Annotated in this window: 22 protein-coding genes; 20 read left to right on the top strand and 2 right to left on the bottom strand. The window is 42.4% G+C overall.

The window, feature by feature from the left end; genetic code table 11:
* Nucleotides 1–9 precede the first annotated feature (9 nt).
* Nucleotides 10–687 (bottom strand): hypothetical protein, encoded by a 678-nt coding sequence (locus BFP97_RS03800; protein WP_139135172.1) that lies wholly within the window; start codon nt 685–687, stop codon nt 10–12.
* A 172-nt stretch (nt 688–859) separates the two neighbouring features.
* Between BFP97_RS03800 and BFP97_RS03795 the strand changes: the two genes are divergently transcribed.
* The 20 genes from BFP97_RS03795 to BFP97_RS03700 all read left to right on the top strand — a co-directional run bounded on the left by BFP97_RS03795 (nt 860) and on the right by BFP97_RS03700 (nt 21,640).
* Complete coding sequence (locus BFP97_RS03795; RefSeq protein ID WP_069841136.1) at nt 860–1,423, top strand: helix-turn-helix domain-containing protein; 564 nt, start codon at nt 860–862, stop codon at nt 1,421–1,423.
* Nucleotides 1,424–1,498: 75 nt separating this feature from the next.
* Nucleotides 1,499–2,563, top strand: coding sequence for a hypothetical protein (locus tag BFP97_RS03790; protein WP_139135171.1), 1,065 nt, complete (start codon nt 1,499–1,501; stop codon nt 2,561–2,563).
* Between the two features lies 1 nt (nt 2,564).
* Entirely contained in the window at nt 2,565–3,434 is an 870-nt protein-coding gene (locus BFP97_RS03785) for a carboxypeptidase-like regulatory domain-containing protein (protein WP_069841134.1), read from the top strand.
* Nucleotides 3,435–3,549: 115 nt separating this feature from the next.
* Nucleotides 3,550–4,968, top strand: a complete 1,419-nt coding sequence (locus BFP97_RS03780; protein ID WP_083262413.1) for an MATE family efflux transporter — start codon at nt 3,550–3,552, stop codon at nt 4,966–4,968.
* A 184-nt stretch (nt 4,969–5,152) separates the two neighbouring features.
* Complete coding sequence (locus BFP97_RS03775; RefSeq protein ID WP_069841132.1) at nt 5,153–6,841, top strand: formate--tetrahydrofolate ligase; 1,689 nt, start codon at nt 5,153–5,155, stop codon at nt 6,839–6,841.
* Between the two features lie 16 nt (nt 6,842–6,857).
* On the top strand, nt 6,858–7,700 hold the full coding sequence (fdhD, locus tag BFP97_RS03770) for a formate dehydrogenase accessory sulfurtransferase FdhD (RefSeq protein WP_069841131.1): 843 nt from the start codon (nt 6,858–6,860) through the stop codon (nt 7,698–7,700).
* Nucleotides 7,697–8,059, top strand: a complete 363-nt coding sequence (locus BFP97_RS03765) for a DUF7009 family protein (RefSeq protein ID WP_069841130.1) — start codon at nt 7,697–7,699, stop codon at nt 8,057–8,059. Before fdhD ends, BFP97_RS03765 begins: the two co-directional genes overlap by 4 nt.
* A 15-nt stretch (nt 8,060–8,074) precedes the next feature.
* Nucleotides 8,075–9,724: a (2Fe-2S) ferredoxin domain-containing protein gene (locus BFP97_RS03760; protein ID WP_069841129.1), complete on the top strand. Its 1,650-nt coding sequence runs from the start codon at nt 8,075–8,077 to the stop codon at nt 9,722–9,724.
* 11 nt (nt 9,725–9,735) lie between these two features.
* Entirely contained in the window at nt 9,736–12,528 is a 2,793-nt protein-coding gene (fdhF, locus tag BFP97_RS03755) for a formate dehydrogenase subunit alpha (protein ID WP_069841128.1), read from the top strand.
* Nucleotides 12,529–12,544: 16 nt separating this feature from the next.
* On the top strand, nt 12,545–13,081 hold the full coding sequence (locus BFP97_RS03750; protein ID WP_139135170.1) for a molybdenum cofactor guanylyltransferase: 537 nt from the start codon (nt 12,545–12,547) through the stop codon (nt 13,079–13,081).
* Nucleotides 13,082–13,128: 47 nt separating this feature from the next.
* Nucleotides 13,129–13,464 (top strand): DUF6970 domain-containing protein, encoded by a 336-nt coding sequence (locus BFP97_RS03745; protein WP_069841126.1) that lies wholly within the window; start codon nt 13,129–13,131, stop codon nt 13,462–13,464.
* Nucleotides 13,465–13,791: 327 nt separating this feature from the next.
* Nucleotides 13,792–16,848, top strand: a complete 3,057-nt coding sequence (locus BFP97_RS03740; RefSeq protein ID WP_069841125.1) for a gliding motility-associated C-terminal domain-containing protein — start codon at nt 13,792–13,794, stop codon at nt 16,846–16,848.
* A 47-nt stretch (nt 16,849–16,895) separates the two neighbouring features.
* Nucleotides 16,896–17,627 carry a DUF1080 domain-containing protein gene (locus tag BFP97_RS03735; protein ID WP_139135169.1) on the top strand — a complete coding sequence of 244 codons (732 nt, stop codon included), beginning with the start codon at nt 16,896–16,898 and terminating at the stop codon, nt 17,625–17,627.
* A 153-nt stretch (nt 17,628–17,780) separates the two neighbouring features.
* A complete protein-coding gene (locus tag BFP97_RS03730) occupies nt 17,781–18,560 on the top strand; it encodes a tRNA pseudouridine synthase A (RefSeq protein ID WP_069841123.1) in 780 nt (259 codons plus the stop codon).
* Nucleotides 18,561–18,636: 76 nt separating this feature from the next.
* Nucleotides 18,637–19,122 (top strand): RNA polymerase sigma factor, encoded by a 486-nt coding sequence (locus BFP97_RS03725; protein WP_069841122.1) that lies wholly within the window; start codon nt 18,637–18,639, stop codon nt 19,120–19,122.
* Nucleotides 19,109–19,600 (top strand): hypothetical protein, encoded by a 492-nt coding sequence (locus tag BFP97_RS20610; RefSeq protein ID WP_069841121.1) that lies wholly within the window; start codon nt 19,109–19,111, stop codon nt 19,598–19,600. The genes BFP97_RS03725 and BFP97_RS20610 overlap by 14 nt, the downstream gene beginning before the upstream one ends.
* Nucleotides 19,590–20,096 (top strand): DUF4252 domain-containing protein, encoded by a 507-nt coding sequence (locus tag BFP97_RS03715; protein ID WP_170827396.1) that lies wholly within the window; start codon nt 19,590–19,592, stop codon nt 20,094–20,096. The genes BFP97_RS20610 and BFP97_RS03715 overlap by 11 nt, the downstream gene beginning before the upstream one ends.
* Nucleotides 20,097–20,209: 113 nt before the next feature.
* Nucleotides 20,210–20,647 carry a hypothetical protein gene (locus BFP97_RS03710; RefSeq protein ID WP_069841119.1) on the top strand — a complete coding sequence of 146 codons (438 nt, stop codon included), beginning with the start codon at nt 20,210–20,212 and terminating at the stop codon, nt 20,645–20,647.
* 61 nt (nt 20,648–20,708) lie between these two features.
* Nucleotides 20,709–21,248, top strand: coding sequence for a dihydrofolate reductase family protein (locus tag BFP97_RS03705; protein WP_069841118.1), 540 nt, complete (start codon nt 20,709–20,711; stop codon nt 21,246–21,248).
* Between the two features lie 122 nt (nt 21,249–21,370).
* Nucleotides 21,371–21,640, top strand: coding sequence for a carboxypeptidase-like regulatory domain-containing protein (locus BFP97_RS03700; protein ID WP_069841117.1), 270 nt, complete (start codon nt 21,371–21,373; stop codon nt 21,638–21,640).
* A gap of 14 nt (nt 21,641–21,654) precedes the next feature.
* On the opposite strand, the gene BFP97_RS03695 is transcribed toward BFP97_RS03700, so the two are convergent.
* Entirely contained in the window at nt 21,655–23,145 is a 1,491-nt protein-coding gene (locus tag BFP97_RS03695) for a YfcC family protein (protein WP_069844189.1), read from the bottom strand.
* Nucleotides 23,146–23,208 lie beyond the last annotated feature (63 nt).

Raw genomic sequence — 23,208 nt, 5'->3', positions numbered from 1 at the left:
ACAGGAGGCTCAATCCTTATCAGACTTGAGGGCCTTATCGGCATTTGTGATCGGCCAAACTAATGCTCCATTAGGATTGACTTTCCCTGAAGCTCGTGTGATCAAATTGTGGAAGGTACTATTTAGTCTCTTTCTAATTCGGTTGATGATGATGCCGTTGATATTGATCAACATTTTCTGGTCTTGATAAACTCCCAGATAGGTGACTTTGACGTCTTTTCCTCTATACTTTTCAAGTCGCCATTGGGCAGAATAGAAGTCTACCAAATCATAATCTTCGTCTCTATCATATTCCCTGATTTGAGTGGACTTGGTATAAAAGGTTTCGTCTTTATAGTGAACATCTACTCTCACGCGGCCTGTTTTTTTCACAAACAACCAGGGAATCCGAACGAAGAAGTCAAACGTGAAGGAAGAATCCATTTGGTCTACTGAGAGCATTTTCGATTTACTTTCTCCTTCTACCCAGTCATAGCCATCTACATCCAATATCAGATTCATCACCTCATAGATGGTCGAGTTTTCAATAATGAAAGCGCCTCTCAACGCCTCATAACCATCAGCTAAAGTGTCCAGCTTAGTTATAGTCACACCATCATCCACCCATGTTTTTTGAGCAAAGGTTAGGTTAAATAAACCAACCCAGAATAGGAGCAAAAACATGGTCGGTCTCATTGATGATTTCATCTTTCGGCAAAACTATCAAGAATGGTGAAGAATCAACCTTCCGACTTCATGAATTAAGCATCATTTCTGTTAATCTTTGTGAATCTGATAAACGTCATAAAGAACACGTTCGGACGATCGGCACTTCGAAAACCTTGGTTATTCATCAACTTTTAAAGAACTTCCAGAGTAAGTGAAGAGCATTGTCAAAGCATACAGAGAGAAACAGGGGGCTACGCAGGCAGACCTCGCTAAGGGTACTGGCCTATCACTCAGAACTATTCAGCGCCTTGAGAGTAGCGGAAAAGCACCTAAAGGGCATACGCTGACCGTGCTTTCGAATGCATTTGGTTTAGAAGCGGCTGATTTTAAAAGTGAGTTTCAAAATTTGAATCAGTCCAAAACTTCTGATACCCTTTCCATCAAGTTCATTAACCTCTCTGCTCTTTGCTGTGTGGGTATTCCCTTTGGAAACATAATTCTTCCATCCATTCTTTGGAATCGGAATCGTCATTCTAAGATGGTGGATGAAGTGGGTAGAAAGATCATCAACTTTCAAATACTCTGGAGCCTCTCGCTCTGTCTACTGTTGTCCATATCTCCTTTCATAAATCAGTTTGTTCTCCCCTCCCAACCATTAATCTTATTTGTTTTGGCAATAGGGTTTCTTTTCAATTTCGTTGTCATCGGTTTGACAGCCCACTCCATCAACAAGAACAATCTGAGCGTACTGAACCTCCGTATAAGACTGCTCTAAGGCAAATGGGCAGCGAATTGTCGTAAAATTGGCGGATCGACCGCTCTCAATTCCGACTTGCATTTCCATTTATTTGTGGACATACATTTCGTTCACGGATTGGAAAAGATGATGGTCAAAAGGAAAACTAAAATATGGAAATACTTAAAATATACACTGGCTGCTATTCTTGTAATCTTTGTCATTGCAGCATCTGTTGGAATCCAAAAATTCAATAACTCCTTATTTGGAGAAAAACCTAACCTCCTGACTTTCACTCATGAGCCCAAACCGATAACCTTTGCTTGGGCCAATGACTCCATTGACCATTACTATGAAACGAAAGCCGCCATTATCATTCCCCTGAGAATTAAAGCCTTAGCTCATAAGTTCTATATGCAGTTTGATACTGGTGCTCCTTATTCCTATATCTATGAAAAAGACCTTCTCTCATTGAAGAAGATTGGGTTAAAACTTGAAGAGGTAGTGAAAGAGGAATCGCGATACATCAAGCACCTAGAATTTGAACTTGGCGGTAACAAGGTCAGTGCTTCCATGATTAAAATACTCGATAACTATGGTCACACTTTTAGCGCTACCGACACCATAGGTAACCTCAAAATTGGAACAATTGGTAGTGATCTTTTGGATGACTGCATTACGGCAATAGATTTTGCAAACCAACAGATTCAAATATACCAGAATCGGCCTGATTGGATGACTTCTCTTTCACCCTTTCAACCCTTCGACTTCAAAGGGAGGCGCATCATGTTACCGGCAGTAGTTGACGGAAAAAATCTAGAGTTGCTGTACGATTCAGGCTGTAGCGCTTTTGGTATAATCACCACTAGGAATCGGTTTAAAAGGTATACTAATGAAGAGACAGAAGCAGTAGAATATGGTGCGAACAGTTGGGGAAGTAGTATTCCTATTCTTAGTAAAACCACTAATGAGCCCATACAAATTGGGAGCACGAACCTAAGTATGGAACGAGCCAGCTATGTGAACATGTATGCCTGGACGCAGAGGTTTGTGACACCATTTACTCGAATTGGTGGCTGGTTGGGCAATAGACCATTTGTCGAAAGCACGCTGATTCTTGACACCAAAACGGAAGAGTTTACGATTGTAAAAAGTGCTCTCTTAGAAAATCTGCAGTGATATGGCGAGATTTACTTTGTGCATTTTATGCCTGACTTTTTTTGAAGTCATTATTTCTGGACAAACCCTCAAAAGCCAGGTGATTGATCGCAAAACAGGACAGCCCATTCCTTATGTTAATATTGGAATCGTAGGAAAGAACATTGGCACCGTGTCGGACAATAATGGAAGGTTTCAGCTGTCAATAGAGAATGCCGTTGACAGTGATACATTAAGGCTATCTATGATCTCTTATGTCACACAAGAATTCATAGTAGGCGATTTGAGAAGGTTGGAAGTTTTCGAGCTCATTGAAATGGATCAAAGACAAATTGAGCTAAAGGAGGTCACGGTATTGAGTCAAAGGCCATCACAAATCAAACTTGGTTTGGAAAAAAGGCACTGTTATCCGATTCCCTTATACAAAGGTGCTAGTTCCAATATAGCCTTTCCTCAAAATGGATATCGCCATGAGATTGGAACTCGATTTTCAAACGACCGGCCCTTATATCTCGACAGTATTCAGTTGAATTTTGCGGTGTCCTTTGTCGACACCATAGAATTTCGACTCAATATATACTCAATCCAAAATCAAGAAATTAGCAACATACTCTCCGAACCCATTTACATCTCTCTCAGTAAGAGTGAAGCGGAAAACTCCCCAGTAATCTACTTATCTAAATATGAAATTGAAGTCCACTCGGACTTTTTAGTAACAATCGAGAATTATCAGCAAATGCCGGTAGCCGCTGTGAAAATATTGGCCAACTTCAAATCCAAAGGCAGAGTATACCCGACCTACTACAGGTCCAATAGTCAAGGCAATTGGGTAAAGCTGCAAACGAAAAAGTCAAAAGACATTGGCATAAGTTTTATAGTATTTGGTCAGTAGTACGATAAGGCTATCTCTGAAGTGATAGAACTAGTTTATTGTAACTGGTCACAACAGAATAGGGTCTTTCTGACCCAACTGTATACACTCTTGAACCTCGCAACTAAGAGTCTATATGAATCAAATATTTCGACTGTCTTTCCTCCGATACTTGTTACTTTCGCTGCTACCCATGAAGCAAGTCAAGACATCGCTCACCGAAGGTAATATCCTCAAGGCACTGATCGCCCTGGCTTTCCCTATCATTGGAGCGAACTTGTTGCAAACCGGTTATCAGTTGGTGGATGCCTTCTGGGTGGGGCGTCTAGGTGCAAATGCCGTAGCTGCCGTTTCCGTCAGCTATCCGGTAAACTTCCTTCTGATTTCATTGACTTCAGGTTTTGCCTTTGCGGGCACCATTCTGGTGGCTCAATATGCGGGTGCCAAGAACCTCAAAATGGTCAACCATGTGGCCATCCAGTCGATGGTGATGGTTTTTCTCATGTCGCTTGTACTATCGGCAATCGCTTACAGCCTGTCTCCTCAAATACTGACCTGGCTGGGTGTCGAACAGGAAATATTCGCTGAAGCCAACTTGTTTCAGCGTGTTATTTTCATTGGTTTAGTATTCAATTTTGGCTTCATTCTCTTTCAATCACTACTGAGAGGTATTGGAGAGGTTAGAATTCCCTTATATATCAATGCATTGAGTTTGGGACTTAACTTTCTGCTTGACCCACTCTTTATCTATGGCTGGGGACCCATTCCAGCCTATGGCGTAGCTGGTGCTGCTTATTCCACTTTGGCTACTCTAGGACTCTCTGCTCTGATTGGTCATTACATTTTATTCTATGGAAAAACAGATTTCAACCTGAAATTGAGGGGCTTCAAGTTTGACTTTCCATTACTCAAAAAGGCTTTCAAACTGGGTATGCCTTCTTCCCTGGAGATTTCCGCACGTGCACTTGGTCTGACCTTGCTCACCGGTGTTGCCGCTAAATTTGGCACCGAAGTGTTGGCTGCCTATGGCGTAGGTGCGCGTCTGATCAGCTTTGTGGTGATTATCGCTCTTGGTCTTATGAAAGCCAATGCAACATTGGTCGGACAGAACATTGGAGCCCAAAAGATGGATCGAGCCGAGAAAACTTCCAACTACGCGGCTACTATAGCTTTTGTCTCTATGAGTATCATTGGTGTACTTTTCTTTGCCTTTGCCGAGCCGATTGTGAGAACCTTTCTTGATTCTACCGATGAAGTAGTTGCCATGGGCGTCTCCTTTGTCAAAATCACCGCCCCCTCCTTTGGCTTCATGGGCATGCAGTTAGCCCTTGTTGGGACTTTAAGAGGTTCTGGTAATACTGTAGAATCGATGATCTTTACCATCATTGGTATCTGGGTCATTCAATTCCCTTTCGCTTGGATATTCTCTAACATGGAGTCCATGGGTTACCTTGGTATCTGGTGGTCCTTCCCTGTCTCCTATGCCCTTCCTGCTATCATTACCTTCATCTGGTACAAAACCGGTATCTGGAAAAAGAAGCAGATTATTGGTTGAAGCGTAGTGCGTAATACCTAGTACGTATTTCGTACGAGGTACGCTGTACGAGATACTCGGTACTCAATACGCAATACTCCGTACACTCCTCAAACCACTCAGATAAAATAATCGAACAGGGCTCTGCAAACGATTGAAATGTCAGCGAAACTCTTATCTTCAGGGCCGTAAACCACTTTTGCCAATGGATAAGAAGACCCACAACCTGACTGATATAGATATTGCACAAGCAGCTGAGATCAGACACATCAATGAAATTGCAGCTAAGCTCAACCTGACACCAGACGATTTAGAGCATTACGGAAAGTATAAAGCCAAACTCCCGATGCATTTGCTTAACCTGTCAAGGATCGATGAAGGTAATCTTATTCTTGTAACCGCCATGACACCCACTCCTGCTGGGGAAGGTAAGACCACTACTTCTATAGGTCTTTCAGAGGGACTCAATAAGATTGGTAAAAAGACTTGCGTTGTCCTGCGAGAACCTTCCTTAGGACCAGTATTCGGAATCAAAGGCGGTGCAGCTGGTGGTGGCTATTCACAAGTCATTCCAATGGAAGACATCAACCTCCACTTTACTGGAGACTTCTCCGCTGTGGAAAAGGCCAACAACCTCCTATCAGCCTTAATTGATAACAATATTCAAAGCCGAACGCATAATCTCAATATAGACCCAAGGACCATCGCCTGGAAACGCGTAATGGATATGAATGACCGATCGCTAAGGCAAATTACCATCGGCTTAGGCGGTAGTACTAATGGTATTCCAAGAGAAGACGGCTTTAATATCACCCCTGCTTCTGAGGTAATGGCCATTCTCTGCATGGCTGAAAATTTCAGCGATCTTAAAAAACGATTAGGTAACATTTTCATCGGTTATACATTTGACAAACAGCCGATTTATGCTCGCGACCTGAAAGCAGAGAATGCTATGGCTATTCTGTTAAAAGACGCCATTCAACCTAATCTGGTCCAAACCTTAGAAGGAAATCCTGCCATCATCCATGGTGGACCATTTGCAAATATTGCTCAAGGTACCAATACAGTTATCGCGACTAAAATGGGGCTTTCCTTATCTGATTATGTGGTGACTGAAGCTGGTTTTGGAGCGGATTTGGGTGCCGAAAAGTTTTTTAACATTAAATGTGCTTCCTCTGGCCTTAAGCCAAAAGCAGTTGTCCTGGTCGCTACCATTAGGGCACTAAGACACCATGGTGGTGCCGAAAAAGAAGAATACAATACACCGAGTGCCGATCGCGTAAAAGTTGGCTTTGCCAACTTAGGTAAGCATATCGAAAACCTACAAAAATTTGGTTTTAATCCAGTAGTAGCCATTAATGCCTTCCCTTCAGACACAGAAGCGGAAGTAGAACTGATCAAAAAAATGTGTGCCGGACAGGGAGTTCATGCAGTAGTTGCTGACGGCTGGGCCCAAGGTGGCGATGGAATGACCGAACTTGCTGAGGCGGTTGTGAGCACCATCGAAAACTACGATAATGGATTCCAGCCATTATACAACTGGGATGCCCCAATCAAAGAGAAGATTGAAATAATAGCGAGAGAAATCTATGGCGCTAATCAGGTAGACTTTTCCAAAAAGGCCAAACTGCAAATGAAGCGCATCGAGCGATTAGGCTTTAGTGATTTGCCTATTTGTATGGCCAAAACCCAGAAGTCCTTAAGTGATAACGAATTCATCCATGGTAGACCGGAAAACTTTGATGTCAACGTTAGAGAGTTTGAATATGCTACTGGGGCAGGTTTTATCATCCCTATCCTAGGTCAAATGATGCGTATGCCAGGCTTACCGGCAGTTCCAGCTTCAGAAGGAATGTCGATTGATGATGATGGCGTAATATCTGGATTGTCTTAGAACCGTAATCTAATATATGGGTGTTCCTGTTCAACCGATACAAGTAATAAGAGTTGGAACTCAGTCAACCGAGGCCAAACCTGATCTAGTGGTTTCAGAAGAGCCATTGGAAATTCGTATCGGTCATGGACCTGAAGATAAAAGGGAACAATTCAGTGTTTCCGTTACCATGCGTACGCCCGGAAACGATGAGGCGCTTTGTCTTGGCTTTCTCTTTACTGAAGGAATTATCAACTCCATGGATGAGGTAATGAGTGTCAAGTATTGCGAAGACTTGGGGCGTGCCGAAGGTTTGGAAAACCTAATGCGTGTTGAACTCAAGCCTTCTGTAGTAATAAGCGATGATCAATTCAAACGAAACTTCTACACCACTTCGAGCTGTGGTGTTTGCGGAAAGGCTTCCATAGATTCCATTAAAGTAAGTTGTCAGCCATTATCTGGAGAAAAAATCCAGATCAACAAAGAAGTACTATTTGGACTATCGGAAAGCTTGAGATCTAGTCAAGACGTCTTCAAGCATACCGGAGGGTTACACGCCTCAGGACTTTTTGATACGGAAGGCTCATTGATCGCCCATCAAGAAGATGTCGGCAGGCATAACGCCCTCGACAAACTTATAGGGACCGGGTTGATAAAGAATACGCTTCCCTTCTCAGAGGCTGTACTGGTACTCAGTGGTCGCATTAGCTTTGAATTGGTGCAAAAAGCCCTAAGAGCTGGAATCCAAGTCATTGCAGCTGTTGGGGCACCTTCTAGTCTGGCGGTAAACTTAGCCGAAGAGTTCGGCATGACGCTGATAGGCTTTCTCAAAAACGATCGGTTTAACGTTTATTCAGGAAAGGAACGGCTGGTTTTATGAAACTGAGAATCCAAGACAATAGTATTCGATTTAGGCTCACCCAAACCGAGGTGAGCAATTTCGGCACAACCGGTTCTTGCGTTGCCACAGTGCAATTCCCAAACGGAAATGAGTTGGTCTACCAACTTACAATTGGTGATAAGATAGCAAGTAGTTTTGCTGATAACACCATCGATATAAGCCTTCCTAAGACAGCTATTGAAAGCTGGATTCAATCCGATCAGGTAGGAATCAAGGGAGAATTACCCCTAGAAAACGGGGATAAATTGAGTATTTTAGTTGAAAAGGATTTCAAGTGTTTGACTGCACGCTCCGAAGATGAGAGCGATATGTTTCCAAACCCAAAAGAAAGCCATTAACAGTTATACAATAAGATGTCAGAAAATCTTAGTGCATTATCAGGAAGAAAAGGCTTAGAGGACAATCTCTTCGAACAGCTGGTAGAAAAGTCTAAAGTAACTGGATCGCCAGACAATAAAGAGCTGAAGGCTTTGGCCGAAAAATACCTGATGGGTAACGCGATCACCTATGGAACTGCTTCATTTTATGATTTCATGAAAAAGGAGCACGAAGGTGTCAAAGTGCATGTTTGCAATGGCAGTGCGTGCATGGTTGCTGGTACTCAAGACAGTGTCAAAGGAAAACTCTCAAGACACTTCAAAGACGCTGAAGTTGGACATATGTGCTGCCTTGGCAGATGTCATGAAAACAGCGCGTTTAACTACAATGGCACGAATTACTCAGGGGATGCGATCAACCATTTAGAAGAGATAGTCAAAGACACTGACAAGGACTTAAGCGACAATTACTCCGTTGGCGCTACGGGTGAACGAGTGCTGACGGGTGAGGCAATGACTGCTCAACAGTTCAAGGATGAGTTCTCGAAAATTTTAGCAAATGGTCCAGAATGGGCATTAGAACAAATAAAGGCCTCAAATATCAGAGGCCGTGGTGGTGCAGGTTTTCCTATGAGCTTCAAGCTTAATGCTTGTAGAAATGAACCAGAACCACAGAAATTCATTGTATGTAATGCCGATGAAGGAGACCCCGGAGCTTATTCCGATCGCTATCTTCTTGAAGAACAACCTATGTTGGTCTTGTTTGGAATGATGACAGCCGGTTACATAGTAGGTGCAGATCATGGAGCTGTCTATATCCGTGGAGAATACCCTGAATCTGTAAGAGCTTGTACTGAAGCTGTTGAAGCCTTGGAAGCCATCGATATGCATGGCGATAACATTGGAGGTAGTGATTTCAATTATCGATTCAAGGTAATCGAAGGTGCCGGGGCATATATCTGCGGAGAAGAAACCGCACTTCTATCCTCTTTAGAGGGGCAACGACCAGAGGTTAGAGTGAGACCTCCCTTCCCTGCACAAAAGGGACTATTCAATAAACCCACAATCGTGAACAATGTCGAGACATTGGCGGCTGTGCCATGGATTATCAGAAATGGTGGCGATCAGTATGCGAAGCTTGGAACAGAAAAATCTACTGGAACCAAACTGGTTTGTCTGGACTCCTTCTTCAATAAACCGGGAATGTATGAAGTAGAAATGGGGCATTCCTTTAAAGATTTGGTCTATGAAACCGGTGGAGGTTTCAAGGAACCTGTAAAGGCAGTTCATGTCGGTGGGCCGCTGGGTGGAATTGTACCAACCCATAAGATAGACGACCTGAATCTGGACTTTGAGAGTTTCGCCAATGGTGGATTCTTACTAGGTCATGCGGGAATCGTCTCTGTTCCCGAGAAGTTTCCAATGATTGAATATTTGGAGCATCTATTTGAATTCACAGCCGATGAGTCATGCGGAAAATGCTTCCCATGTAGCATCGGATCTGTTCGAGGCAAAGAGATGATTGCTAACTCAAGAAATGGAGAGAAAATGGATCGCCAGTTGATGGACGATCTGCTGGAGACCTTAGAAATAGGCTCTTTATGTGCCTTGGGTGGAGGTTTGCCATTGGGCATCAAGAATGCCTTACAGTATTTTAAAGAAGAACTTAGAAGCTACTTTCTGTAAACACGATTTATATGAGTGATTCAAAAAACATAGCGTACATCAACAACGAACCCTTCCAGTTCGAAAGTGGTGAGACCATTCTTTCGTTGTTAAGAAGAAACTTTGGAGACAATCCTGTCCCGACCCTATGTGATGCACCAAACTTAGACCCATTCGGATCTTGCCGTGTATGTAGCGTAGAAGTAGCTCGAGAACAGGACGGTCCAACAAGGGTTCAAGCTTCCTGCCACACCCCCGTTATGGAAGGCTCATTCATCTACACGCATACTGAGAAAATGGAACGCTTGCGAAAGAACATCGTAGAGCTTGTTTTGACTGATTACCCCAAAGAGAAATTTGAAACTGACAACCCTAAGCATAACGAGCTCAAACGAGTTGCCTATGATGTAGGCATAAAAATGGAGGAAGTCCGCTATGCTCCTGGAAGAAACCACCTGGACAGAACTGCAGATACGGGTCATCCTTACATGCGTGCCAGTCTAGATTCATGCATCAACTGTTTCCGATGTGTGAGAGCCTGCGATGAGGTTCAGGGTGAAATGGTCTTGACCATGGAAGGTCGAGGCTTTGACAGCAAGATCGTTATGGGCATGAACGAAGGCTTTATGGAGTCTGATTGTGTTTCTTGCGGAGCATGTTCCCAAGCCTGTCCTACTGGAGCTATCACCGATGTTTTCGATTCTAAAACCAATGAAGCAGAGGAAACAACCAGAACAGTTTGTACCTATTGCGGGGTGGGTTGTAATCTGGATGTGGCCACTTCAAGTGGAGAAATTGTAAGCATTACCGCACCATACGATGCTGAAGTAAACCAGGGACATACCTGTCTCAAAGGAAGATATGCCTTTAAATTCTATGACCATCCGGAGCGCCTGCGCTCACCAATGGTGAGAAAGAACGGTCAGCTAGAAAATGTGTCCTGGGACGAAGCATATGACTACATAGTCAATAAGATTACCAATATTAGAGAAGAGCACGGTCCAGATTCTATTGCGGGTATATCTTCAGCGAGATGTACGAATGAAGAGAATTACCTCATGCAAAAATTCATTCGCGCTGTGGTTGGAACAAACAATATTGATTGTTGTGCTCGCGTGTGCCACTCCCCTACGGCCCTGGGTATGCAGCGTTCCTTTGGCACAGGAGCAGCGACCAATTCGGTCATAGATATTCAGTACACTGACTGTATGATGGTGATTGGTGCCAACCCTACTGCCGCTCACCCTGTAACCGGTGCTAAGATTAAGCAGGCTGCTATGAAGGGCACCAAGCTGATTGTGATCGATCCACGGGAAATTGAATTGGCGAAATACGCTGATCACTTCTTGCAACTGCGACCCGGTACTAATGTGGCCTTGTTGAACATGATGCTCTACTACATCATCGAAGAGGGATTAGCCGACAAAACATTTATTGACACTCGAACAGAGGGCTTCGATGACTTTGTCGAGAACATTAAAAAATTGGACATCAATGCTATGGAAGCTATCACTGGCGTTGATCGTGAGGATGTTCGGGCAGCAGCCATTACCTATGCTTCTGTACCAAATGCCATGTCTTTCCATGGCCTCGGGGTTACTGAGCATTCCCAAGGAACATTTACTGTACAGCAAATCGCTGACTTAGCCATGATCACAGGAAACATTGGCCGTAGAGGTGTTGGCGTAAACCCACTTCGGGGACAGAACAATGTGCAAGGAGCAGCCGATATGGGTGCGCAGCCACATCAAGGTGCTGGTTACTTGGACGTCACTGACCCAATGATCAACCAGAAATACGTTGACTTCTACAAAGCCGACAATATTCCATTACATATTGGGTATAAAATCCCTGAGATGTTCGATGCTGCCATTGCCGGTGACTTAAAAGTGATGTGGATCATTGGAGAGGACGTTGTTCAGACCGACCCCAACACAAGCAAGGTTAAAAAAGCATTGACCAGCCTAGATTTGTTCATTGTACAAGAACTTTTTATGACTGAAACAGCCATGTTGGCCGATGTTGTACTACCCGGTGCTTCCTTCCTGGAGAAATCAGGAACCTTCACTAATGGCGAAAGAAGAGTACAGCGTGTCAACAAAGTAGTTGAGCCTGTACCAGGCACCAAAGCGGATGGTCAAATTATAGTAGACGTCATGCAACGCATGGGCTATGATCAAGCCGATTATGCTCCTGATACTATGCTGGAAGAAATCTCTCAGATTGTACCTTTCTTTAAGGGTATTAAATGGGAAGAATTGGCTGAAAACGGAAAACAATGGCCTGTTCCAGAGGATGGTTCAAGCACTGAAATCATTCACATAGATGAATTCAAAAGGGGAAAAGGACTCTTTACTTATTTCGATTGGCGTGAATCCGAAGAGATTGTAGAGCATGGCGAAGAGTACCCATATATCATCACCACCAACCGCGAATTGGAGCACTATAACTGTGGTGCTATGACACGAAGAACTGGCAATGGCGAAATCCTTAAAGAAGACGTTCTATTAATCAACCAAAAGGATGCCAGTGACAATGGTATCTCAGATGGTGACATGGTTTGTGTTACCTCTGCTCGTGGTAAAGTAGATATTAAAGCAAAAGTGACGGATGAAGTGAAACCAGGGGTGATGAGCACTACCTTCCATTTCCCTGAGATTATGGTGAACTTGATTACTTCTGACGTTCACGACTCTGAAGCCAAATGTCCTGAATACAAAGTAGTTGCCGTGAAAATCAGAAAATCTAAGGGCGTCAATAAACTGATGAAATCCGGCCAAAGTGTAGGTATGGAAACTGCTCCAGCAGACAAATTGAAGGGCTAGGATTAAAAGGAAAACATTGGTCAAAGGCTTAATCTTAATGGGTGGGCAAAGCACCCGAATGGGAAATGACAAGGCCTTTGTTCAATGGAAAGGCAAAACATTACTGGATCATGCCCTATGTAATCTTCAGGAGATCACATCAGACATTTATCTATCGGTCAATACTGAGCAATTCAAGGCACTAAGTCCTCAGCATAAGTGCATTAAAGACCTCTACCCGGACAAAGGACCGATGGGTGGCATATTATCTGGACTGGAAACGCTCCAGAAAGACTTGCTCGTTGTTGCTGTTGATATGCCTGAATCAAGTGCTCCAATGATGGAAAGGCTAATTCAGAACTCCTCCAAGGTATCAGCTTTCAAAAACCCTGATCAAAAATGGGAACCTTTACCCTCCTTTTGGCCAGTATCTATTACTCCCGTGCTCAAAGGATATTTAATGAATAATGAATTATCACTTAGCAGCTTTCTCAACATACATGGCATGGCCGTAATTTCTGATGCAAACTCTTCATCCTTCAGAAACTTGAATCGTCCTGCTGACTTATCCTGATTCCAACCTCTTGAAGATCTTTTGGGTCAAAGTAGAAAAGGCACATTATGAAAAAGCTTCTCACTTATTTCTTCTTTCTCTCATGCTTAGTCTTATCCTGTGAGAATGATGACGTGCTTTCAGATTTACCCTCATGCATCCAATCAGAAATTGAAAGTGCTTCACAAGGCGGTTCAAGCGAAGCTTCATTGACCCAATACAGATACAATGGTCAGGTTGTTTATTCTTTTAATCCGGGAATAGTTTATCCAGATATGATGACAACCGTAGTCAATGAAGACTGCGAAGTTGTTTGTTGGTTTGGTGGTTTTGCAGGAACGAATACTTGTCCGGACTTTGTCGAAAATGCTGAAGTAATTGGCGTCATTTGGAGAAATGACTAATCAACACCTCACCAAAACACTATCAAGCATTTTAAATTCATGGCCTTGCAACAAGACCTGACTGGGTGAATTCAATATAACATTCCCTCCTACTATCGAACATACCAGTTCTTTTGTCAATTTGAATATTTCCTATATCGATCTCCTTAAACAGGCTGATGTCTATTAAGAAAATACATCAAGTATCTTTTCGGGTTAATTCAGTTATTACATCAGAAGGCTTTATAACAAATAAAATAAGAGAGTACTTTCTTCAGACAGGAAAGAATGATGCATTTCTGTTACTTTAAGTAAACAATAAGAATAAAGACATCTACAAATCGAAATATGTTAAGGCAGGTTTTAAAGGTTTTATTTCTTCTATTCACTATCTCAACTTCCTTACCTGCCCAGATCTACAACAACTCTGTTTTCATAAAGCATGACGCCAACCTTAGGGGAAACGCAAATCGTCTTCAGCAGTCGGTGCTGAATAAGAACAATAATTTAGTTTCCGTAATAAACAACACGCTAAACACAGTTACAGCCAAAGTTGTTGACTCAAACCGTGAAATCGAAATACCCACGAATAATTATATGGTCATGGAATCCAATGGTGACGGCAAAGTAGTCTGGTCGACTAGTATTGAGTTCATTAACAATGAACCAACTGCTTTATCTAGTTCTGCGGCTGTATCACTCAAGATAGGCTACACGAATGACCATTACTATATTCCTATTACGTTCCAAGGAGACCATGACTTAATACTTAATGGATCGCGGGCGATTAACCTAAATTCCAGAATGAATACGCTTGGTGTCATCGAATTGGATAGTCTTGGACAATTAACCAGATTCATGAGAGGAGACTTTGATGTGCGTACTTCTCGAGATTTCAAAGTGAAAGGTGATTACATGTATCAGCTTTATACCAAGATAGAATCAAATATAAATCAAGCCAACGCAGAATGTCCCGAACTCATCTATTACCTCAGAAAGACCTCATTAATTGATGGAACCTTCAGGCAAATAGATTTTAATGGTAAAGGATTTGATGCCGATGGAGACGATTTTTGTAGTAACAGTGGAGATAATGAGAGCTTTGGTGTATTTCAGGTTGATATAGATGATGAGGGGAATGTACTATTAGGTGGTAGCTTGCGAGGATCGTATCGATCAACACTGTCCAGAAATATACTGGCAGGAAATGATGAACATCGCAGCTTTATAGCCAAGTTAAACTCTGGCCTAATTACAGAGTGGGTTAGGCAAATCAACACGTTACGTGGAGAAAACCGAACCACATCGGGGCCTTTCGAAACTAAGCGCGTAATGGCACTTAAATCCGGGGAACTTTTGTTCATTTCCTCAAACAACAACCCCAACTACCAATTCGACCTCAATGGCTCATCTATAAACACCTCCGGTTTTAAAAAATTCTTCCCTGGCCTAACAAATTCAATTACCAAAATAGACCCTGATGGTAATTTTCAATGGGTAACTTTTTTAGACAGACCTGTCCAAGACATTCAAGAGATTCAAGATTCAGAAGACTTAATGGTTGTTTTTTCTACGTTTGGCTCCCTGAGTCCAACGGGGCCAAGAGCAGAAGTCTATTATTACAACAGCACAGGAAGAGAGCATACGCTAGTCAATCCAAAGTATCCCAATAATGAGAATCATGCAGGTTATATAAGAATCGACAATGAAGGAAACTATCTTAATCACAAATCCTGGTCGAAAATTTCTGTCCAGCCGAGAAGTATGTATGTTCATTTCTATCCTGTCAATATGCCCTGTAACGAATTTTATATGATAGGCTTTCCTTTTGGTCAGGTTGACATGTCGTTAGATTCTAATGTTCAAATCATAGAGGGTGAATCCGGTTCGGATACTTTTATTGCCAAATACGCTCCCCTACCTCCTGAGATAAATGTTACACCGCCTAATGAAGAGCAATGCATCGAAAGCGTTTACATGCTGCCATTCACAGTGACTGATGCATTGCCCGGTGAAATTGAGCTTGAGGTCAGTTCAAGTGATGAGAATATCTTGCCAAATGATAGTTTGACCATTTTGTTAGATAGCCCTGAAAATTTCATAAAAGTCTCGTCCGGTAACAGCCATGGGAGTTTTGAAATCATCCTTAGAGCCACCAATGAGTGTGATAAAACATCGGAAGTGCGTATACCTTGGGTAATCAAAGAACCAGTATCGGCACCATCGATTTTGAACGTAGAACGGAGCTATAATCTTTGTGAGGAAGAATCTGTCGTTTTAACCGCTTCAATAGACGATCCCCTTTGGTCTAATGGTGAGACAACCAAGTCTATCACTGTAGCAGAAACTGGTCTTTATTGGGTCTCAGCAATAGATCCCTTTGGTTGTAAAAGCGCCAACTCCGATACTGTTGATGTATTTATTTTTAAGACATCCGTCAAACCTATTATTGAAGCATCAGGGCCTACCGTTCTTTGTGAGGGAGAAGAGCTCACACTTACCACCAACTTAGATCGGAACATAGTATGGTCCACTGGGGAAAGTACGCAGTCTATAACGGTTACTGAAAGTGGTACTTACTCTGTATATCAATCATCTGTCAGATGTGGAGATGGTGTTCTTTCTGACCCTGTTCAGGTCGTATTTAACTCCCTACCTGAAAAACCTGAAATCATTATTGAAGACACCAATTTGGCGGCTGTCGGTGCCGATAGCGTAGCTATCTGCGAAGGCGCCAGTATTAACCTTACTGGACCTTTAGGTCAAAATATGATCTGGAGTAACGGTTCCACAGATAGAAGTATTGAGGTGACTACTTCAGGCAAGTATTGGTTGCACGTAGAAAGAAATGGGTGCTTAAGCCCAGCATCCGACACATTGGAAATAGTCATAGATCGCGATTTTGATATGCAAATTGCCACTGAAGCCACCATCTGTACGGGAACCGAAGAACTTGAGCTGTCGCCCGCACTCAGTGAATCTGATGTTGACCTCAGTTGGTCAAACGGTTCAAACACAGAAACACTTCTGGTCACCGAGAGAGGTGACTATTGGTTAGAAGCTAGTAGAGGGGCTTGTAGGAAGGAAAGAGTATACATTAGAGTTGATCACCTTTGCATCCCTCGTTTGTTTATACCCAATGTCTTTTCGCCAAATGGTGATGGTTCACATGATACTTTTGAGATAAAAGTCCTCCATACCACTTTCTTCGAAATCAGCATATTTAATCAATGGGGAGGAATGGTTTTTAATTCAAAAGCCCCAGACGAACAATGGGATGGCCTGTATCAAAACCAACAAGCCCCAGCCGGAAAGTACGCCTATCACATAACATATGGCGGTGCAGATGTAAATGGCAAGACCCAACTATTTAAAAGAAAAGGTACCTTGACCTTGATGCGTTGATTGCCTTTCTTCTTAATTTCCTATCTTCAATCCCAGAACTGAAAATCATGAAACTAAGACTTTTTACCTATTTGATTCTTGCTACTCTTATGGCAAGTTGTGGGAGCAAATCACAGACTGAATCTTCAAAAGAGGCAGATGTAAAAGAAACAACAAAGTGGATTACTCTTTTCAATGGAGAGAATTTTGATGGCTGGGAAATGTATGGCGAAGAGCCCTTCACAGAACATTGGTCCATTGTTGATGGATCGATCGCTTGCAATGCCGGTATTGGTGAAGAAAATGTTGGCTTCTTTAGATCAATCATGACGACAAAAGATTTTGGAAATTTTGAATTAGAACTAGAGTATAAAATCGCCAAAGGTGGAAACAGTGGTATCTTCTATCATGTGGTAGAAAAAGAAGAATGGGGCCACGATTATGTAAGTGGTCCAGAATACCAGGTGCTGGACGATGAACATTCCCGTTCCGAATCTGAGCCTTATAAAATGGTCGCCTCCAGCTATGCCATGTACCCTGCGGCAGCCACTAAGAAGCCGAATCCTTACATGCAGTGGAACAAAGTAAAGATCGTTTACAATGAAGGCCATGTGGAGCACTGGCTAAATGACCAAAAAGTACTGGAGTTCGAAGAAGGTAGCGAAGATTGGTTAGCCAAAAAGGCTGCTGGAAAATGGGCCAATGCCGACTCATATGCAGCTTCTAAGACGGGTAGAATCAGCTTGCAAAACCATGGAGATGAAGTCTACTACCGCAACATCCGGATTAAGGAGTTGTAGTTTATATTACTGCTTAAGTACTAGCACGTCATTTCAGAATTTTTCTTTGTACGTTTTACTTAAAGAAAAATGTCCAGAATCTAAAAGTCTTGTCAGTATCTAAAGAGATTCCACCCAAAGCTTAGGTTCAAATTGAGAGTTATCAATTGATCAATGAAAAGCAAGTACTACTACCTACTGCACATACAATACTTGGGATTTAGATTTCATGGTTGGGCCAAACAACCCAATGTCAAGACGGTGCACCATATGGTGGATCGTACCCTGACCTATGTATTTGAGCATTCAGCATTCAAAACTTTAGGGGGAAGCCGAACAGATGCCATGGTCTCTGCCGATCATTTTGTGTTGGAACTCTTTGTTGATGCTCCAATAGAAAATGAGGACAAATTTCTAAAGCTGTTTAACCTCAATCTGCCGGCCGACATTAAAGCACTGGCCATTGAAGAGACCAATGCTGAATTCAATATCATTCAAAACCCTAAGTCGAAGTCCTACCTCTATTTATTCGCCTTCGGGCAAAAGGCTCACCCCTTCTCAGCCCCTTTTATTACTTGCATTAACGATAAGCTGGATATAGAGAAAATGATTGCAGGCGCAAAGTTATTTGAGGGCACTCATGAATTCAGAGCTTATTGTAAAAAGCCTTCGGAGAAAACCAATACCACCCGTTCCATTGATGTCTGCACACTTGTTCCCAACACCTACTATACAGCCAGCTTCTTCCCTGACCCATCCTATGCATTGAAAGTCGAAGGCAAAGGCTTTATGAGAAACCAAATTCGTATCATGATGGGACAGCTCGTCCGCCTGGGATGTGGAGAAATCACTCTGCAAGAGCTAGAATCATCTCTTTTACCCGACTTCTCAGAGCATCTGAGCTTTATTGCCCCGGCTTCGGGTTTGATTCTGGACAAAGTGAGTTTCAATTAATTTTGATCCGCTTGTAATGATTCAGGCTTATCTCCGTATTACTCCCAAATCGATCAACTGATGAATGCTATTCTAGATGAGTGAAAAAGAGTTTTGGGACCTTATTTCGCCCTTAAACCCATCAATCTTAGGCTTTGCCATTCGACTGTTACATGATCCAGAGAAGGCTAAAGATGTTCATCAGGAGACACTGGAAAAGTTGTGGAATAGAAGACAGAAGCTTGATAGCGAAAGAAATATTAAATCTCTCGCGCTGACCATAACCAAGAACAAGTGTATTGATATGATTAGAAGGCAAGGTAGGTATGTAGAACAAAGCATAGATGAATTTCAAATGCATACGCGACAAGACTTTGAATCCAAGGATATGGTCGATCAGATTAAAAGACGCATGAAACAATTGCCGACAAAGCAGCAAATGGTAATTGAGATGAAAGATTTTCAGGGTTTTAGCAATCAAGAAATTAGTGAGATTATGGAAATGACTGTTAATACAGTCAGAGTAAACCTCTCAAGAGCAAGAAAGTACCTAACAGAACAGTTGAAACATGAGTGGCAATAGACTGGATTTCCTTACAGAAAAATTCCTCGAAGGTGAGCTAGATAGAGGCGAAGAACAGGAACTGCGCGAGCGCTTGCTCAAGGTACCTCAGCATCATTTAAACACCTATTTTAAGTGGATAGACCAAACTAATGCTGAGACTTCTGATTTCATTAATACTCAGCAGACGCTGAGCTTTTCAAGAAAGAGACTCAAAACTAGGGTTTTACGCTATGCCGCTGCAATTACTATTATTTGTGTTGCAGGGTATGTGACCCTCACTGGACTGAAACAGAACCAGAAGGATGTTATAACTGATTTTGAACTAGACCAAGCCTACAGCCAATCTCTTCAGGCAGTTTCTGCCATTTCAGGATTATTGAATGAGGGCATGGATGACATGTATTCAGAATTGGATTTCTCTACCCCATTTAAAGACTTTAAACAACTCAATGAAACAACAAAAGAAATACTCAATTATGAAAAAAATGACAATTAGGCTCCAAAAGCCACTGATCTTACTCGGACTGCTCGTACTATTAAGTGCATCCGTCTTAGGACAAAATAGAAATGAAAAGCTTATCAAAGTTATCGAGAGCTATTCTAATGAGAAAGGGACCAGCTACTTCGAAACATCGGAAGAGATGTTCAAACTCATGTCAAAGAGAGTAGGTGCAGAAGCAGATCCAAGAGTCCTCCAATACTTTCAAAAAACTAAGTACGTATCAAGTCTACAAGTTGGTTTGAAGCAAGGGAATGACTGGTTTGTTGATTCATTCGAAAAGAAAACTGATCTATCGAGTTACTCCCTTCTCATGAGGGGCAAGTCAGCAACTCGTAATTATAAGTTTTATAAAAGAGACCTTGACGACAAATACAGTGAATACCTGTTGGTGCACAGACGTGGTGTGTACTTTATGATCACAGCTATGGACATTTCCACCTTAGAGGAGATGGCAGGCGTTGTGGAAATGGTGAGCGAAGCTGGTCAGTAGACAACAAAGCATTAGTAGTCAAGCACTTTGAAAAAAGTGCTTTTTTTACGCTCAGGATTCAGGTTCTGGCATTTGATTTGTGTACATCAGGTTGGTTAAAAACTCAATCTGAAATGAAAAAAATTCTCTCAACCTCCCTAATTGTCTTATGTCTTTCAGGCTGCATTGGTTATGGCAATGGCATCATGTCCTATGCCATCAATGGCAGTTCTTCCAAAGACAGAAACTTTACCCAAGAAGAACTCGATAAGATCGAAGTCTTCTTTGGAGTCAATACAAAACCTTCACAACCCTACATTCAACTCTCCTATCTTGAAGCTACTGGCGAACATGGAGCTTCTATGGACGATTTGATTCAGCTGCTGAAGAGAGAGGCTGCTAAATACGGTGCAGATGCCATTATAGAAGTCAGCAGAATCTCTGAAGCCCGAGAAGTGGGAACAGTTGTAATGACTGAAGGAAACTATACCTATGATGCCATGGTGCTGACAGGGATAGCCATTAAGTATACCGAGAATGCTAAGAAACTTGATGGTAACTCCGGAAATTAACTGACCTCACCCATTGATTAGCAAAGCTGAGTACTCTAACTTAAGTCTCAGCTTTTTAAGGATGGAAAAGAGAAACAGCGTTTACATTGGTACAAGTCTTGATGGCTATATAGCCGATTCGGAAGGTAAAATTCACTTTTTAGACACCTTTACATTTCCCGAAGGCGAAGACATGGGTTACTATGCCTTTATGGATCGAATTGATGCCTTGGTGATGGGCCGCGTGACTTTTGAAACGGTCCTCGGCTTTAATGTGCCCTGGCCCTATAAGAAACCTGTTTATGTGTTAAGTAATTCTTTAGATCGGTTACCTGATGGCTATGAAGACAAAGCCTATTTAATCAATGGGCCGCTCGATCAAGTACTGCAGAAAATTCATAGTGAAGGACACCTAAGACTTTATATTGATGGAGGCAGCACTATTCAAGGTTTTCTTAGGGAAGATCTGATTGATGAAATGATCATCACGACCATTCCGGTTTTAGTCGGTGGTGGCCATCCTTTATTTGGAGAGGTTTCTCAAAAACTGGTTTTTGAATGTGTCAGTACACAGCGGTTTGCTGATAAGGTGGTGCAAAGTAGCTTTTTGAGAATGCGCTAAAGGCTTTTGACATGGTGAGTAGAATGTTAAAAGTGTCGGTCATTGCTTTAGTTTGCTTTGGTTGTGGGATAAAACCGAGATACAGGCATAGACCTGTTTTCATTTTCTCAAAAATTGGTTCTATGGACACGACCACAAGTAATGTCACTGGAAATGTCTTTGACGTTAGGGAAAAACTTGTTCTTGAAGGTGCTGTTGTGACTCTAATGAATCAACAATACACTTATCGCCAGGCATCCAATGGTGAAGGAAACTTTGATTTCAGTCATGTAGTATCAGGGAAATATGAAGTCTCTAGTCGTTTTCTTGGATACTATACTTTTAAGGATTCCATTCAGCTTGAACCAGGTGATATTGTCAACATAAAAATTGGGCACATTACCGACTGGTAACCCTGTCATTTCTACTAAACCAAGTACCCAACAATTAATATCAAAGCTCCAAGTACAGCGAGTGGTACCAGAAGCTTGACCACGAATTTCAACCAGATATTATAAGGCACATTGACCATGGCCAGGGATGGCAGAATCAGGCCTGAAGGGGTAATAAACTGCATCAAGCCAAAGCCAAAGAGATAGGCATTAACAATTTCCTCTGTAGGCACTCCTACTACCACGCCCAAAGCTCCCATGATCGGCATACTCACAAGCGCTAATCCGGAAGAAGAACTGATAAAGAATGCCAAAACGAAAAACACGATCATCAAGACGGGAAGAAAAACCAAGGGCGAAGTTCCTGATACGAGGTTTGAAGCTTCGTCCAATAATGTCCCCGAAATCAAACCATCATTGAGGACAATGGTAATCCCTCGCGCAACGCCAATAATCAGAGATACACCAAGAAGATCTTTGGCACCATTTACAAAGGCCGATACAAAATCACTTTCAGTCGCTCTTTGCACTATCCCCAGAATAATTGCTGCCAGCAGGAACAAGGCAGTCATTTCTTCGAACCACCAACCCAAAGATGAAACTCCATAGATCATTACCACAAAGGTCAAGGCAAAGAGCACTAAGAGCACCCAGGTTCCTGTCGTCATCTTCTCTTCCGCAGCTGACTTTTCTCTATCCTGAAACGGGTTCTTTACGCCTAGTCCATAGAGAATCGAGGTTTCTGGGTTCTGCTTCACCCGTTCGGCATATCGTACGATGTACCAGATTAGGACCAGGGCTCCAAGCAACAACATGGCAATACGGCTTTCAATACCCTCAGTCCAGCTAACCCCAGCGGCATCAGAGGCGATGATCGTTCCGAAGGGATTAATCAAAGCTCCCATCAAACCGATACATGAACCACCATATACAGCGGCTACTGGGACTATCAAATCATATCCAGCGGCAAGGAAGATGGGCACTAGAATGGGATAAAAAGCAATTGTCTCCTCCTGCATACCAAAGGTGGTTCCACCCAAAGCGATGAGGAGTATCAGTGAAATGATGAGCCATTTTTCTCTGCCTTCCATACGTTTTGCCAATAGGCCTACACCTTTATCCAGCGCACCTGAATGTTGAAAGACACCAATGAACCCTCCAATGATCAATACAAACAGAATGATATCTATGGATTCATAAATTCCCTTGATCGGTGCAAACAGGATTTCCTTTAACCCTTGAGGGACAGACTCCTGTTCATTATAGGTATTTGGAATAGAAATTGGCCTTCGAATCTTGCCTTCTTCAAATTTTGAAAGCTCCATATTTAGGCCAAGGCTGTCCAAAATCTCTTGTTTTGCCGGTAATTGGGCTTCCGTATTACCCGATACCAAAAATATTTTTTGATCCGAATCATAAGCCAAAGTATCAAAACTACCTGCAGGTAAGAGCCATGTAGCCAATGCGCTGAGGATGATAATGATATAGAGAACCGTGAATGGAGATGGAAACTTAAATCGCTTCATAATTGCCTTTAAGCTCATAATATACCGATTCTATGCTGAAGGAGTGAAAAAGTTGAAAAGTCA

It is taken from the genome of Roseivirga sp. 4D4, from assembly GCF_001747095.1.
In the GTDB taxonomy this organism is placed as follows: Bacteria; Bacteroidota; Bacteroidia; order Cytophagales; family Cyclobacteriaceae; genus Roseivirga.
Note: the sequence above shows the minus strand (reverse complement) of the source record. Positions and strands in the feature narration are given on the sequence as shown.